The following is a 15041-nucleotide window of genomic DNA, read 5'->3' as shown; positions in this document are numbered from 1 at the left end:
CGGGCAGCAATCGGGCGGCGGCACTTGTTTGCCAAAAGCCCGGCCGTATCTTGGGCTGCCACCCCCGGAGTTGCTGCTACCGCTAGCGGCCCCGGTCTTCCGCCACCTTTCCCCCTCTGGCCATGCCCGCTGCTCCCCACTCTGATACCGATTGGGCCGCGCTGGTGGCCGCCGAACGCACCCGCCGCGAGCAGGCCGAAGCCGCCCTGGCCGTTGCCCACGCCCAGGCCGCCGCTCTCGAAGGGCAGCTGGCGGCGGCGGCCGTGAGCGCCCAGCGTTACCAAACCCAGCTCATGGCCTTGGTCCAGCACCTGCCGGCTGGCCTGGTGCTGGTCGACCACGAAGGCCAGATTCAGTTTATCAATCAGCAGTTCCGGGACTTGTTTGGCCTGCCGCCGGTGGCGGGGCCGCTGGAAGGCGGGCCGCCGATTCCGCCCTCGGCCGTTTTTATCGGCAATGCGTTTGCCGACCCGGCCGCCTTCGCGGCGCGGGCCAGGGAGTTGAATGCGGCGGGACAAACCACGCTACAGGAGGAATTTCGATTGGCCGACGGGCGCGTAGTTGAGCTCGATTATCTGGTGCTGGACACCGTGCGGGCCGGCCGCCTGATTTGCTACCGCGACGTGACCGAGCGCCACCAGCGCGATGCCGAGATTCGGACGCTTTCCTTCATTCCGCAGCAAAACCCGAACCCCATTCTGCGCCTGACGGCCACGGGCGAAGTAATTTATAATAACCCCGCCGCTCAGCCCCTGCTGCAAACCCTGGCGGCCGACGCGTCGGGTGATTTTCAGCCGCTGCTGCACGCACTAGTGCAGGCGGCGCTGCGCACCCCGGCGCAGCAGCAGCAGGAATTGACCGTGGCCGGGCAGCACTACCTGTGCACGGCGGTGGCCGTACCGGGCGAAAAATACGTTACCCTCTACCTCACCGACATCACGGCGCGGCAGCAGGCCGGGCAGCAGCTGGCCGAGCAGCGCACCTTCTACGAGAGCATTCTGGAGCAGGTGCCCACGGCCGTGGCCGTGTTCGATACCCTGCACCGCTACCTGTTTGTGAACCCCGTGGTGGAGCCCGACCCGGTCCTGCGCGCCTGGATGCTGGGCCAGACCAGCGAGGCGGCCAGCGCGCAGCGGGGCCGGCCGGCGGCCATCATCGCGCAGCGCACGGCGGCGTTTGCCAAAGCCCTGCACACGTGGGCCGAAGTAACCTGGGAAGAAACCTACCCCGGCCCGCGGTACCTGCAGCGCAGCTACCGGCCCGTGCAGGGACCCGACGGCACGCCGTTGGTCATCGCCTCGGGCACTGACATTACGGCCAGCAAGCAGGCCGAGCAGGAAATAGCCCGGCAGCAGGAATTCTACGAATCCATCCTGAACCTGCTGCCCGTGGATGTGGCCGTGTTCGATGCCGAGCACCGCTTTCTGTTCGTCAATCCCTCGTCGGTATCGGACCCGGAAGTGCGCCGGCAAATCATCGGCCTCACCAACGACGAGTATTTTGCCTTGCGCCAGCAGCGGCACCCCACCGGCGTGGTGCAGCAGCGCAACCAGTATTTCGACCTGGCCGTGCGCACCGGCAAGGACGTGATTTGGGAGGAGATGCGCACCGGCCGCAACCAGCGCCCCCAGCTGATGCTGCGCCATCTGCGGCCCGTGTTCGGGGCCGATGGGGCCCTGCGCCTGGTGGTGGGCTCGGGCATCGACATCACGGCCCGCTACCAGGCCGAAAAGCTGCAGAATGAGGTGCAAACCATGCTGCAGGAGCAGCAGGACTTTATCCGGCAGATTGTGGATACCCTGCCCAACGTGATTTACTTGGTGAGTGCGGAGGGGGGCGTTTCGTTTTTCAATAAAGCCTACGATGAGGCGACGCGGCTCGCCCAACACCAGCAGCCCGATGTGGCCAACCCGGTGGTGCTGAAAGAACGGGACCAGGTGCTCGGCCTCAACCAGCAGGTGCAGGCCACGCAGCAGGCCCTGACCGTGGACTTGCCCTTCACCCAGACTTCGGGCGAAATCCGGTATTTCCAGATGCACAAGCGGCCCATGCTCCGGGCCGATGGCCAGGTCGATATCCTCACCATCAGCACCGACGTGACGGCCGTGCGGCAGGCCAGCCACGAGCTGGAGCGCCGCGAAAAGCAGTACCACGACCTGGTGCACTACTCGCAGGCCCTGATTTGCACCCACGACCTCGGCGGCAAGCTCCTCTCCGTGAACCCGGCCATTGAGCGGCTGATGGGCGTGCCGGCCTCGGAGCTGGTGGGCCGCGACATCCGCGAAGTGCTGCCGCCCGAGCACCTGGCCACCCTGCAAGCCTACCTCGATGGCGACGAAGCCAGCCTGCCCCAGCCCCGCGTGATAAGCGTTATCAACAAGGCCGGCGAGCGGCGCTACCTCAACTACTACACCTATAAAGTGACGCAGGAGGGCTACCCGCCCTACGTGGTGGCCTCGGGCTACGACGTGACGCCCGGCGTGCTGGCCCAGCGCGCCCTGCAACAGGCCAAGCAGGAGGCCGAAGAAAATGCCCATGCCAAGGAAGCTTTCCTGGCCCGCATGAGCCACGAAATCCGCACGCCCCTCAACGGCATGCTGGGCATGGCGGCCCTGCTGCGCAAAACGGCCCTTACCGCGCCGCAGCTCGACTACCTGGGCACCATGCAGGAGGCCGGCCAGCACCTGCTGGCCCTGGTGAACGACGTGCTGGACATGGCCAAAATCACCACCCGGCATCTGGAGCTCAACCACGGCCCCTTCGATGTGGCCGTGACCCTGCAAGGGGCCGCCCAGATGGTGGCCACCCTGGCCGCGCAAAAAGGCTTGGAGCTCCAGATTGAGCCGCCCGCCGTGCCCCGCGTGGTGGGCGATGCCTACCGCCTGCACCAGGTATTGCTCAATTTGCTGTCGAATGCTATCAAATTCACCGAGCGGGGCCACATCCGGCTGGGAGCCGAGGTGCGGCACGATACCCCGCAGGAGCTCGTGCTGCGCTTTTGGGTGGAGGATACCGGCATCGGTATCGACCCCGCCGAACAGGCGCACATCTTCGACGCCTTCAGCCAGGCCAGCGCCGAAACCAGCCTGCGCTTCGGCGGCACGGGGCTGGGCCTGGCCATCAGCCAGCAGCTGGTGGAGCAGATGGGCGGCACCCTGCGCCTGAGCAGCGCCCCCGACGCGGGCACCACGTTCTCGTTCCAATTGACGCTGCCCCGCGCCCCGGAGCTGGCCGTGCTGCTGGCCCCCGCGCCCCCCGATGCCTCCTACGAAGCCCTGCGCGGCCTGCGCGTGCTGCTGGCCGAAGACAACCTGGTGAACCAGCGCATTGCCATCGTCGTGCTCGAATACTGGGGCGTGCAGGTGCACGCCGTGGCCAACGGCGTCGAGGCCCTGGCCCAGCTGCAAACCCAGCCCTTCGATGTGGCCCTGCTCGATATCCGCATGCCGGGCCTGAACGGGGTCGAAGTCACCCAGGCCATCCGCCGCCACCCCGACGCGGCCCGCGCCAACCTGCCCATCATCGCCCTCACCGCCAATGCCTTTGCGGCCGACCGCGCCGCCTACCTGGCCGCCGGCATGAATGCCTGCCTCACCAAGCCCTACGAGGAAACTGCCCTCTGCCAGCTCCTGCTGGATTTGACGGTGGGGTAATTAAGCCATTTGCATATCCAATTAAGCTGTTTGCATGAGCAAATGGTCTGTTTGGACATGCAAATGGTCCGTCTGTATGAGCAAATGGTCTATTTGTACATACAAACAGTCCGATTGGATATGCAAATGGTCCATTTGTATATGCAAACAGCTTGATTGGATATGCAAATGGCTTGATTGGATATGCAAATGGCTTGATTGGATATGCAAATGGCTTGATTGGATATGCAAATGGCTTGATTGTACATGCAAACAGTTCAATTGCATGAGCAAATGGTCCATTCGTACATGCAAATAGTTCGATTGGATGTGCAAATGGCATTAGGGTAGGGTGCGGGGCTTGCCCCCGCCCGTCGTTGAACGGTGTCGTCGAAACAGTACAGTACAGACGGCGGGCGGGGGCAAGCCCCGCACCCTACGCCAGCCCGTATTCTTCCAGCTTGCGGTACAGCGTGGTCAGCCCAATGCCCAGCCGCTTGGCTACGTCCGGCTTATTCCCATCCAGTTCCCCCATCAACTTCCCAATATGCCGCGCCTCCAGCGCCCGCAGGCTCTCATCGGCCGCATCAGCGCCGGGCTTTACGGGCCGGCCCAGTGCGTGAAATTCATCTGGCAAATAATCGGCCGCCAGCATTTCCCCATTCGGGGCCAGAATAGCGGCCCGTTCGAGCACGTTTTTCAGTTCGCGCACATTGCCGGGCCAGGGGTAGCGTTGCAGCATGGCCAACGCCTCCTCGGAGAGGCCGGGGAGGCGCTTGCTGAGGCGGGCGGCGAAGTGCTGGAGGAAGAAATTGGCCAAGGGCGGCACATCGGTGGGCCGGTCTTTGAGGCTGGGCACGAGGATGGTGAAGACCGAGAGGCGGTAGTATAAATCGGGGCGGAAGCGGCCTTCGGCGGCCTCCTGCTTGAGGTTGCGGTTGGTGGCGGCCACCAGGCGGATGTTGACCTTGGTGGGCTTGGTGTCGCCGAGCTTGGTGAAGCTTTGGCTTTCGAGCACCCGCAGGAACTTGGCCTGCACGTTCAGCTCCAGCTCGCCGATTTCGTCCAGAAACAGGGTGCCGCCGTTGGCTTCTTCCAGCAGGCCCTTCTTGTCGGCCAGCGCGCCGGTGAAGGCCCCTTTCTTGTAGCCAAACAGCTCGGATTCGAGCAAATCTTTGGGGAAGGCGCTGCAATTGACGGCCACGAAGGCCTTGCCCTGCCGCCCGCTGGCCTGGTGGATGGCTTGGGCAAACAGCTCCTTGCCGCTGCCGGTGGGGCCTTCGAGCAGCACGGTGCTGTCGGTGGGGGCTACCTGGCGGGCCAGCTGCTGCACCCGCCGCAGCTCGGGCGAGTCGCCAATCATGGACTCGAAGCGGTACTGCTGGCCCACGCGGCGCTCCAGCTCCGTCACGCGCTGGCGGAGGCGGGCTTTTTCGGCGGCGCGCTCCACCACCACCACCAGCTGCTGCTCAAAATCGCCCTTGGTGAGGTAGTCGAACGCGCCGAGCTTCATGGCCTTCACGCCGTCGGGGATGGTGCCGAAGGCGGTGAGCAGCACCACTTCGGCATCGGGGGCGGCGGCTTTGAAGCGGGGCAGCAGGTCGACGCCGTTGGCATCGGGCAGCTTCACGTCGGAGAGCACGAGCAGGATGTCGGCGGCGTGTTGCTGGAGCAGCTCCAGGCCGCGGCGGGCGTCGGGGGCTTGCAGCACGGTGTAGCCTTCCAGCTCCAGCACCTGGGCCAGCAGCTGGCGCAAGCGCGCTTCGTCGTCGATGATGAGCAGGGTACCGGTGGGCATTCTAGGAAGGGTTGAGTTTTGAGGGCTAAATGTTGAGTGGACGCTTTGGGCGCTTCAGCACCTAAAAGTATCGGCTTAACACCGAAGCAGTGGCATTACCTTTCAGTCCTTATGCCCGATAAACTTAGCCGAGAGCTGTATTTGCTGGAAAGATTCCTGCCTGAATTAGTAGAGAATCACCCTTACACTGTGTCGCAACCAGCGCCGCCACTACCTGATGCAGTAGTTGATGTGAACGGCAGGAAAATAGGTATTGAAACAACTGCTTTAATCTTGGACGGGGCCATTAGCAGGCGAGAAGGCGACCAAGATAAGATATTAAGCGAGGCACAAAAGCAATTCGATAAGCAATGCAAAATGCCGCTTCATGTGTCAGTATCTTTTGCTGAATCAGGGAATTGGCAAAAGATAAATCGCCTACAAGTCGCATCGTTTGTAACTGATATTGTTATTCGTTCTATTTCCGAAGTAAAAGAACTTGCACAGTACAAATCACACTTCTCAATTCGCAAGGATAGACTGAACCATAGCTATGTTAGAAGCATTGGTATCTCTTTTTCAAACAAACTTACAATTCCTTGTTGGTCACCTATTACGTCGTTTATGGTGCCTGACGCGCCAATCGAAGCTATCCAGAATATCATTAATCGCAAAAGCAAAAATATACAGGGCTATTTAAGTGGCTGTGACGAAGTGTGGTTACTTATGCTTGAAACAGGAAGCCCTTCGTCTTATTACGATGGCTACGAAAAGCTTGAAAAGCATAAGTTCATTAGTGGTTTCACTAGAACTTTAATTGGACGGGTTCCGAATGGCGAAGTAGTCGCATTGGAAACTCTATTGCCTCATAGTGCTTAACTTATTCAAATACTATTAAGTGGGCTAATTGCGATTTGTCTTTGGCAATTTTGAACCACTGTAAGTTGGCTCCTAACTCTTTCGGTAGCTCGACTTCAAATTGCTTATGCCTCTTGGCTTGTTCGATTCTAATTCGTGCTAACTCTTGAGTGCCTGTTTCCCAATAAACACCAGCATAAAAGTATTGGTACTTGCCAGCCTCCACGCTTTCAAAAGGTTGAAAGGATAGTAGCTTTTTTAATTGCATAAAGCCCTTTTCATTCGTGCCGAACTTCATAGTTATTTCCTCATCATCTAAGATGATTCTGATTTTACAGCCATAGAAACCATTCTCCCTCACTGCATCGAGGATTTGCACCATTCCCTCGTTCGTTTCTCTCGTTGCCATTTTGAGTCAATCCAGATATTTAGCTAAATCTACAGCAGCTAAGAGTTTTATCTGATACCTAACTCCCGCGAATCTCATTCTTGATGTGCTCGACGAACTGGGCGAATTCGGGTTCGGCTTCGACGTTTTCGTGCCAGGCGAGGCCCATTTCGGCCAGGTTGTATTGGTGCTGGGGGCTGATGGTGGCGCCCGGCACGAGGGCCCCGGCCGCGTCGTGCTCGTAGCCGAGCAGCCAGAGGCGGTCGGCCAGGGCGGTGGTGGTCACGATATCGTGCGAAACGATGATGACGGTGTTCAGCTCGTCCATTGTGGTGACTTCGACTATTATTCGCTTCACTTCGTCAATCATGGCCACGTCGAGGCCGGAGAAGGGCTCATCGAGCAGGATGAGGTGGTCGGAGCAGAGCAGCTGCTGGGCGATGGCCGCCCGCTGGCGCTGCCCGCCCGAGAGCAGGGCCGGGTACTTGCGCCTGTGCGGGGCCAGGCCGAAGCGTTCGAGGTAGGCGTCGACGTGCTGGCGGGCGTCGGCGGGGGCGTGCTTGCGCTGGGCGGCCACCAGCAGGTTGTCGTGCAGGGTGCGGTGGTCGAATAGGGGGTAGCGCTGCTGCACAAAGCCCACCATGCCGGGCGTGACAGGCTGCTGGGCGAGGCCCACTTCCACGGTGCCGGTGCCGGGCGCGATGAGGCCCGCCATGATGCGGCACAGGACAGACTTGCCGATGCCCGAGCGGCCGTAGAAGCCCACGACCTGGCCTTGGCGCATGTTGGGGCGGGTCACGTCGAGGACCTGGGCGTTGATGTCGCGCAGGATTTGCTCGTTGTTGAGGGTGATGGAGACGTTGTTGAGCGTCAGGATGGGGTCTTTGTAGGCGTAGGTGTGGGCAGTCATGGCGGATTGTAGCGTGGACTCTGCGAGTCCGCGCTTTCTAGGTTAATGCTTGAGGTTTTGCGCGGGCGATGCGCGGACTCGCTGAGTCCACGCTACATTGCGGCCGTGTCGGACTCGATAAATTATGAGCGGAACCTGCCGCACCGGTTGCCGCCGGGCGAGGTAGTTTTCCTGACCTTTCGGCTGGCGGGTTCGCTGCCCCGCACGGTAGTGGAGCAGCTGCAGGCGGAGTTAGAATTGGCTCAGCAACGCTTTGAATTAGAGCCTGAACAGCTTTACGCGGCCCAGAAGCGCTATTTCGGGCGTTTCGATGACCAGTTGAATAAGGGCGAATACGGCCCGACGTATCTGCGTCAACTGGCCATCGCGACGCTGGTAGCTGAGTCGCTGCGCTATTTTGATGGGAACGGCTACGACCTGCGGTGCTACTGCCTGATGCCGAACCATGTGCATCTGGTCGTGCGGGTGTTGGAAGAAGCGCCGCCGCTGGTGAAAACCCTGCAACGGCTGAAAAGCTATACCGCTACGCAAGCTAATAAACTGCTGGGCCGAACGGGGGCTTTCTGGCAGGCCGAGAGCTACGACCATGTGGTGCGGAAAGGAGAGTTAGAACGAGTAGTGGCTTATGTGCTGGAAAATCCGGTGAAAGCGGGGTTGGTAGAGGATTGGGAGCAGTGGCCCTACACATATTGGGCACCGTAGCGTGGACTCTGTGAGTCCGCGCATCGTTGGGTGGTAGGTCGTTCGCCCAGGCGCGGACTCGCAGAGTCCACGCTACGCCGCGCCCAGCACCGAGTAAGGGAAAAATACCCTTCTCAGCAGCACAAACACATAGTCCTGCGCCGCCCCCGTCGCCAGAATCACCAGCTGAATGGCCAGCACGCCATCGAGGTGCAGGTACCGGTTCTGCTTGTAGAGCAGCAGCCCGATGCCGCCTTCCGATTGGTAGAGCGTTTCCACCAGCGTAATCATGGTCCAGATGATGGCGAAATTCTGGCGCACAACTTCGAGCATTTCATCGAGCTTGCCCAGCACCACCACTTCATAAAAGCTGCGCCACTCGCTCATGCCCAGCGTGCGGGCGTGGTCCATCTCCTCCTGCGTGGTGGTCAGAATAACGCTCGTCATGCCCGTGACTAGGTACACGGTGGCCCCGAAAATGAGGACCGAAAGTTTAACCTGGTGGCCGGAGCTCACCATCAGGGCCATGAAGAAGGTGAGGCCGGTGAGGGTGAGGTAGCGCATTTTGGAGGCTGCGTAGGCGATGGGGCGGAAGAAGGGCAGCGCCGTGAGGTAGGAAATGGCCAGCGCCAGCACCGTGGCCACGGCCAGCGCCTGTAGGGCCGTGGTCATGCTGGCCCACAGCTCCTGGATGAGGCCTTGTGTGCTGATGAGGTCGCCAAGCGAGCGCAAGACCTCGCCCAGGCTGGGGAAGAGCTGCATGGGATAAAACAGCCACAGCAGCAGCAGAATTGATGCTTGCCCAATGACCATTGTGGTGAACACAAGGCGGGCCGGCTGGGCGTTGGGGGCGAAAAGGGATTTCATGGCGAGTAGTAGCGTGGACTCTGCGAGTCCGCGTCACGAGCGCAGCGAGTATCGTCGGCTGCGCTCGTGCTTGGGAAAGGGTTGACTGTTAAGCGGAACTTGGCGACGGTACTCGCTGCGCTCGTGGCGCGGACTCGCAGAGTCCACGCTACATATTAATTGCCCAGCACCACCTCTACGCGGCGGTTTTTGGCTTTGCCATCGGGGGTGGCGTTGCTGGCTACCGGCTCGGTGGCACCGTGGGCGTATACCTGCACGCGACCGTCAGGGAAGGCGCTGTGGCTTTTGGCTTCGAGCCAGTGCTGCACGGCCATGGCGCGGTCTTCGCTCAGCTGCTGGTTTTTGCCCGGGTCGCCGGTGTTGTCGGTGTGGCCGTGCACGGCCACTTTCAGGCGGCCGGCCACCACAAGGTCGTTGAAAAGCTGGTTCAGGTCGCGCTCGGCGGCGGGGGTGAAGGTGCTCTGGCCCGAGTTAAACTCGATGTTCCAGGCGCGCTTGCTCACGCTCTGGCGGATTTCATCATCGGCGGCAAACTGTTGGGTTTCGGCCGGGGCCACGGCTTTGCCTTTGTATTGCTGCTGAAGCTGCTGAAGTGGCTTCAGGTCCAGCATTTCATCAAGCGGCACGTAGCTGGGCAGCTCTTTGGGATAGAGCTTGCTTTGCACGTCGCCGAAGGTTTTGTACACGGCAGCGTAGATGTTGGTGCCGCCTTCGTCGAGGCCGAACAGGTTCAGGTTGTCGCTGAAATTAAAGGCTTTGCTGCCGCCCAGCTCCACTACGTTGCCGTTGCGGTCGGCTTCGCTCACGCCTTTGTAATACTTCAGCCAGTAGGCGCCGGGCTTGTCCTGGTCGCCGTACACGGTGGCCGAGATGTCGGCGGCGCGGGCCAGGGCTTCGGGGTGGCTTTTCACCTGGTCGCCGGCCACGGCGAATGCTGTCATTAGGCCCATTACCTCCTTCGGGTGGGCGTCGTACCAGCGCTTGGTGGTCACCATGATGTTGGGCATCTGGTTCGAGTAGTCTTTGGTGCTCACGATGTTGACGAGGCCGCCGCGCTGTTTGGCGATGTTCACATCGCCGGGCGTCCAGGTGGCTACGGCATCGGCCACCACGTCCACTTTCACGCCGGTGTTTTTGCCGTTCACCACTTTTGTGCGGGCTTCGGGCTTGCCGAGGATGTACTTCTCGGCGGCCACTAGGAAGTCGGAGGCGGCCATGAAGTTCACGGCTTCGGGGTCGTAGGTGGTTTCGTCGGGGTTCACTTTCAAGCCGTTGTCGGCGCACCATTTCAGGGCGATGTTCTGGTCGCCGTCGCGCAGGTAGCAGGCAATGGTTTTGCCCAGGGCCGTTTTGGGGTTGTCGAGCCACTCTTTCGGGCCCATCAGCTTGTCTTCGCCGAAGGATTTTCCCACCGAATACGGGATGATTTGCAGCTGCGTGCCGGCCTTTTTCAGCTCCGTTTGCACGGCCGAGAAGCCGGGCAGGCCGTCGCCCATGATGCTCACAATCAGGCCCGGCGTGGCGGGGTTGTTTTGCAGGTCGAGGGCGTTTTTCACCAGGTCGGCCTGCATCTTGCTCACGTCGTCCTGACGCACAATTTGCATGTCCAGGCCATTGGCAGCGGCCGCCGAGCCCATTGTGGAGCGGGCGCCGCCGTTGGCCAGCATGCCGGCCATCTGGCTGTTCCAGGCCATCACTTCCCAGGTGAGGGGCGTGCCCTTATCGGCCGGGGCGGTGCCGGGCATGGGGGCCAGCGGCACCACGATGTTGGCCCGGCTGCCGCCGGTGGCCGTGGGCAACTCAATCGAGTTCAAAAGCACCGACTGCGTGTCGGCTTTCTTAAAGACGGCACCGCTGGAAACCAGCTTGTTGATGCCGAAGTACAGGAGGCCCACGAGGAGGAGGCCAATGATGAATTTACCGCGGGTAGTCATTTTAGTATGGGCAAAAGGAGGGTGATGCGCCCGTTTTGGGCGCTAGGTTTTTCTCGGTTTTGGTAAGGTTGGTTAGCGGCTGGCCGTAGCGCTAGCGGCTGCGCAGGCCGTCATGCTGAGCGAAGCTGAAGCATCTCTACCGCTTCGTTTGGCCGGTTGGATTACTACTGAGGTAGAGATGCTTCGGCTACGCTCAGCATGACGTTCAGTAGGAGAGGAGTCTCCCGGCTGGCCCAGCAGGCCCACCAGGCCGCAGGCCAGCAAAAAGCTAATCAAGCAGGCTAGAATAGGCATCATCGGAGGCTTTTTTGGTGGTGAGGATATTCTGGGGAGCTTGCGGTTTTTCGTTGAGCACGGCGTTGAATTCGCCTTTCTGGTATTGGTCGAGCAGGCGCTGGCCTTTCTCGCTCATCACGCCGTTCTGGATGTCCATCTCCTTGACGAACTCCTGGCTGTAGCGCATGGCTTGTTTAATCTGACCCAATTGCTGGGCCATGTCCTCGGCCACGCGGTCGGTGGCCAGGTCGAAGAAATACTTCTTGTCGGGGTCGCCGCGCAGGATGTTCATCGCGGCGCGCATGCCCGAGCTGGTGCGTTTTACCAGGGCGTACTCGTCTTTCAAGAGGTTGACTTTGAACTTGCTGCCGTCAATCTGGCGCAGGGCGGCTTTCAGAATCTGGCGCATCACCAGGCTCACGTTGGCCGTGGTGGTGGCCATGGGCTGCAGGCGCTGGTTGTAGTCCTGAATCTGGGCGGCGCGCATGGCGTAGCTCTCGGCGGCGTCCTTTTCGCCCTGGCGGGTGGCTGAGTCGGCCAGCGCCAGGTACTCCTTAATCTGGGTGGTGTTGGCGGCCAGCTTGCGCTTCACCAGCTCGTGCGCGCCTTCGATGTTGGTGACTTCGGCGTCCATCTTGCGGGCCTCCTTCTCGGTATTCGAGATGTAGTCCTCCATGATGCCGATGGGGTTGGTGTTGACGAAAATGCCCGCCATCGAGCGGAGGATGCGCTGCCCGGCGTACCACAGCCCGGCGTGGATGCGCTTATTCGTGGCGAGCAGAAACAGCACGAACAGCGTGCCGAGCCCGATGCCCAGCTTCACGGTGTCGAACACCATGTCGACAAGGAAGGGCAGGATGCTGCCCCAGAAGTACACTGCCGTACCCACCAGTCCGAGGAGGACCACGCGGCCGGCAATTTTTTCCGGCTGCTGCCACTTGGGGAGGCCGGGGGCGGAATCGAAAGAAGGAAGTGCGTTCATGGCGTTGGTATTGGGGGGGGAGGTGGTGGCCGGTGCGGCCGTTAGTTGGTTACCTCCTGCTTATGCCAATACCAATGCCGTTTCGGGGATTATGTGGGAGGGATTTAGTTAGCTATTGGTTTTCAGTGCGATAATAAAAAATCCCCGCCGGGCGCAGGGCCGGGCGGGGATGAATTTTTTCAGAATGGAAAGCGGATTTTTTCAAATCAGCAAGGCCGCAAGGCGGGCGATGAGGACTCGTGGCCGTCATGCAGAGCGCAGCGAAGCATCTTTACCGCGCAACGCAATCAATCAAAAAGGAATAGTGGTGGCGGTAAAGATGCTTCGCTACGCTCTGCATGACGGCCTTTTATCCTAACGTCTGCGGCCCCGTTTACCGCACCAGAATCAGCGCGGAATTGCCGGGGACCTGCACGCCGCTGGTTACTTCGAGCACGTCGAGGCCTTCTTCCTGGATTTGGTTGCCGCGCAGGACTACTTTGTAGGTGTCGCGGGGCAAGGGCACGCTCCATGCCGAGCGGTTGCCGTTGAAAATGACGGTGATGGTGTTCCAGGTGTCGCCGCCGGCGTGGTCTTTCAGCTGGTAGGCGATGATGCCGGGGGCCATGTTCGGTAGGAATTCGAGGTGCTGCTGGATGAGTTCGGCGGAAGGCAGGCGGAAGGCGGGGTGGCCCTTGCGCAGGGCCAGCAGCTTGCGATAGAACTCGTACACACCCACGTATTTGGCTTTGCGGCCCCAGTCAATCTGGTTCACGCTGTCGGGCTGGTTGTAGGAGTTCGAGGAGCCGCCCTTGGTGCGCAGAAACTCGTCGCCGACCGGCAAAAATGGCACGCCCTGCGAGGTGAACACGATGGTGTTGCTCAGCAAATCCATCTTGATGAGTGAGTCTTCGGAGGTGTTGGGGTTCGAGGCTTTGAGCTTGTCCCAGAGTACCCGGTCGTCGTGACAGGCCACGTAGTTGATGGCTTGGGAGGGCGCGCCGGCCCACGGGGCTTTCGAGTAATTGACCTTGGTGTAATCGAGCTGCGGGTGCTGGGTGGCGGCCACGATGCCGAATTTCACGCTCTCCTCCAGGCCGGGCTGGCCGCTGGCGAAGCCGGGTTCGGTCTGGTGGGCGTAGTGGCCCTTCACGCCGTCGCGCAGCTCGTCGCCGAAGGCCGCGATGCGGTCCAGCTTCATCATGTTGCCTTTGAGGGCACGTTTGTTGTCGGGCAGGGGCGAGGGGCCGGCGGTCCAGCCCTCGCCGTAGATGAAAATGCTGTGGTCCTGCTGGTCCAGCGCCACGCGCACGGCGCGCATGGTTTCGATGTCGAGCACGCCCATGAGGTCGAAGCGGAAGCCGTCGGCGTGGTAGTGCTGGGCCCAGTAGGCCACAGATTCCACGATGAACTTGCGGACCATCGGGCGCTCGGAGGCCACTTCGTTGCCGCAGGCGGTGGCGTTACTCAGGGTGCCGTCGGGGTTGTGGCGGTAGTAGTAGCCGGGCACCAGCTGCTCGAAATTGCTGCGGCGGGCATCGGCGGTGTGGTTGTACACTACGTCTAAAACTACTCGCAGGCCGGCGCCGTGCAGGTTTTCGACCAGCTGCTTGAACTCGCGGATGCGGGCGGCGGGGTTGGTGGCGTCGGTGGAGTAGGTGCCTTCGGGCACAGTGTAGTTCTGCGGGTCGTAGCCCCAATTGTAGCGGTTGGCGCTGGCGGGCGCGGCTTCGTCGATGCTGGCGAAGTCGTTGGTGGGCAGCAGGTGCACGTGGGTCAGGCCCAATTCTACCAAATGGTCTAGGCCGGTGCTCACGCCGTCCGGGCCGCGCGTACCGGTTTGGGCCGCGCCCAGAAACTTGCCCTTGTGCCGCACGCCCGACTGCGGGTGCATGGTGAGGTCGCGGACGTGGACTTCGCCGATGACGATGTCGGTGGTCTGTTTCAGGGCGGGGCGGAGGTCGTCTTTCCAGCCCGGCGGCTCGGCGATGATGGGGTTGAACACGGCCCCGCGCAAGCCGTTCACGCCCACGGCGTGGGCGTAGGGGTCGGCCACTTCGGCCATTTTTTTGCCCGCAATGGTGGCCTGCACGGCGTAAAACCCGGTCGTGCCGGCGGGGAGGGTGTAGGTCCAGGTGCCGCCTTCGGCCTTGGTCATGGCGTAGTCGGCGGTGGTGGTGCCGCCGCTGCCGGTGGGGTAGAGCTTGAGGTGGAGGGCCTCGGCGGTGGGGGCCCACACACGCAGGGTGGCCTGGGCACCGCGCCAGGTCAGGCCCAGGTCGGGGCCGAGGTAGGTGGGGTAAGTGGCGTAGTCGGGTAGGGACGGAGCGGCTGAAGCCGGGGCAGGGGAGAGCAGCACAAGCAGCAGCAGTAGCGGGCGAATCATGCGGGCAAAGGTCGGGAGTAGGGGCGGAAATGTGGGCGGCATTTCTTTCGGATAAGATGGGATTGGCTGGGGGCTGGCGGCAAGTCGTGGATTGCCTCCGGCAAGTCGTGGATAAGGTCCGGCAGTTGTGGATAAGGTCCGGCAAGTCGTGGATAAGGCCCGGCAAGAGGTGGAATGGGTCCGGCAAGCCGTGGAATAGCTCTGGCAAGAGGTGGAATGGGTCCGGCAAGCCGTGGAGAACTGGCAACAAGTCGTTCGGAAGCTCCGGCAAGCCTGTGAATGCCTCCGGCAAGTGGTCCAGAGTCGGGGGCAACTGGTTCCGCGCCATTCGCAAGACGTTCAACGCCCTTACCACCCCCGTCCGAGCCTTC

Annotated in this window: 10 protein-coding genes; 3 read left to right on the top strand and 7 right to left on the bottom strand. The window is 61.2% G+C overall.

Annotated elements, in window-relative coordinates; genetic code table 11:
* Positions 1-122: 122 nt before the first annotated feature.
* Positions 123-3653, top strand: a complete 3531-nt coding sequence (locus ACYU70_RS06150; RefSeq protein ID WP_342301395.1) for a PAS domain S-box protein — start codon at positions 123-125, stop codon at positions 3651-3653.
* A 415-nt stretch (positions 3654-4068) separates the two neighbouring features.
* Here the strand turns inward: ACYU70_RS06150 and ACYU70_RS06145 are convergent, their stop codons facing one another.
* Positions 4069-5430: a sigma-54-dependent transcriptional regulator gene (locus ACYU70_RS06145; RefSeq protein ID WP_460615926.1), complete on the bottom strand. Its 1362-nt coding sequence runs from the start codon at positions 5428-5430 to the stop codon at positions 4069-4071.
* Positions 5431-5541: 111 nt separating this feature from the next.
* On the opposite strand from ACYU70_RS06145, the gene ACYU70_RS06140 reads away from it, so the two are divergent.
* Positions 5542-6288, top strand: a complete 747-nt coding sequence (locus tag ACYU70_RS06140) for a hypothetical protein (RefSeq protein ID WP_460615925.1) — start codon at positions 5542-5544, stop codon at positions 6286-6288.
* 1 nt (position 6289) lies between these two features.
* Here the strand turns inward: ACYU70_RS06140 and ACYU70_RS06135 are convergent, their stop codons facing one another.
* Together ACYU70_RS06135 and ACYU70_RS06130 are read right to left on the bottom strand one after the other, a co-directional pair.
* Positions 6290-6676, bottom strand: a complete 387-nt coding sequence (locus ACYU70_RS06135) for a hypothetical protein (RefSeq protein WP_460615924.1) — start codon at positions 6674-6676, stop codon at positions 6290-6292.
* A 58-nt stretch (positions 6677-6734) separates the two neighbouring features.
* On the bottom strand, positions 6735-7565 hold the full coding sequence (locus tag ACYU70_RS06130; protein ID WP_460615923.1) for a P-loop NTPase family protein: 831 nt from the start codon (positions 7563-7565) through the stop codon (positions 6735-6737).
* A gap of 105 nt (positions 7566-7670) precedes the next feature.
* Between ACYU70_RS06130 and ACYU70_RS06125 the strand changes: the two genes are divergently transcribed.
* Positions 7671-8267 carry a transposase gene (locus ACYU70_RS06125; protein WP_460615922.1) on the top strand — a complete coding sequence of 199 codons (597 nt, stop codon included), beginning with the start codon at positions 7671-7673 and terminating at the stop codon, positions 8265-8267.
* A gap of 72 nt (positions 8268-8339) precedes the next feature.
* On the opposite strand, the gene ACYU70_RS06120 is transcribed toward ACYU70_RS06125, so the two are convergent.
* The 4 genes from ACYU70_RS06120 to pulA all read right to left on the bottom strand — a co-directional run bounded on the left by ACYU70_RS06120 (position 8340) and on the right by pulA (position 14670).
* Positions 8340-9113: an ABC transporter permease gene (locus ACYU70_RS06120; protein WP_460615921.1), complete on the bottom strand. Its 774-nt coding sequence runs from the start codon at positions 9111-9113 to the stop codon at positions 8340-8342.
* A 155-nt stretch (positions 9114-9268) separates the two neighbouring features.
* The gene (locus ACYU70_RS06115; protein ID WP_460615920.1) at positions 9269-11047 is read right to left on the bottom strand and encodes an OmpA family protein; all 1779 of its coding nucleotides are present in this window, start codon (positions 11045-11047) and stop codon (positions 9269-9271) included.
* Positions 11048-11315: 268 nt separating this feature from the next.
* Entirely contained in the window at positions 11316-12305 is a 990-nt protein-coding gene (locus ACYU70_RS06110) for a PspA/IM30 family protein (RefSeq protein ID WP_342297346.1), read from the bottom strand.
* Between the two features lie 373 nt (positions 12306-12678).
* A complete protein-coding gene (gene pulA / locus ACYU70_RS06105; RefSeq protein WP_342297344.1) occupies positions 12679-14670 on the bottom strand; it encodes a type I pullulanase in 1992 nt (663 codons plus the stop codon).
* Positions 14671-15041: the final 371 nt, after the last annotated feature.

The sequence above is a fragment of the Hymenobacter segetis genome, from assembly GCF_054776495.1.
This window is presented reverse-complemented; position numbering and strand designations above follow the sequence as displayed.

Bases quoted from the DNA above. Each gene is read 5' to 3' on its own strand.
- ACYU70_RS06150 (WP_342301395.1), top strand. From the start codon at position 123: ATGCCCGCTGCTCCCCACTCTGATACCGATTGGGCCGCGCTGGTGGCC.
- ACYU70_RS06145 (WP_460615926.1), bottom strand. From the start codon at position 5,430: ATGCCCACCGGTACCCTGCTCATCATCGACGACGAAGCGCGCTTGCGC.
- ACYU70_RS06140 (WP_460615925.1), top strand. From the start codon at position 5,542: ATGCCCGATAAACTTAGCCGAGAGCTGTATTTGCTGGAAAGATTCCTG.
- ACYU70_RS06135 (WP_460615924.1), bottom strand. From the start codon at position 6,676: ATGGCAACGAGAGAAACGAACGAGGGAATGGTGCAAATCCTCGATGCA.
- ACYU70_RS06130 (WP_460615923.1), bottom strand. From the start codon at position 7,565: ATGACTGCCCACACCTACGCCTACAAAGACCCCATCCTGACGCTCAAC.
- ACYU70_RS06120 (WP_460615921.1), bottom strand. From the start codon at position 9,113: ATGAAATCCCTTTTCGCCCCCAACGCCCAGCCGGCCCGCCTTGTGTTC.
- ACYU70_RS06115 (WP_460615920.1), bottom strand. From the start codon at position 11,047: ATGACTACCCGCGGTAAATTCATCATTGGCCTCCTCCTCGTGGGCCTC.
- ACYU70_RS06110 (WP_342297346.1), bottom strand. From the start codon at position 12,305: ATGAACGCACTTCCTTCTTTCGATTCCGCCCCCGGCCTCCCCAAGTGG.
- pulA (WP_342297344.1), bottom strand. From the start codon at position 14,670: ATGATTCGCCCGCTACTGCTGCTGCTTGTGCTGCTCTCCCCTGCCCCG.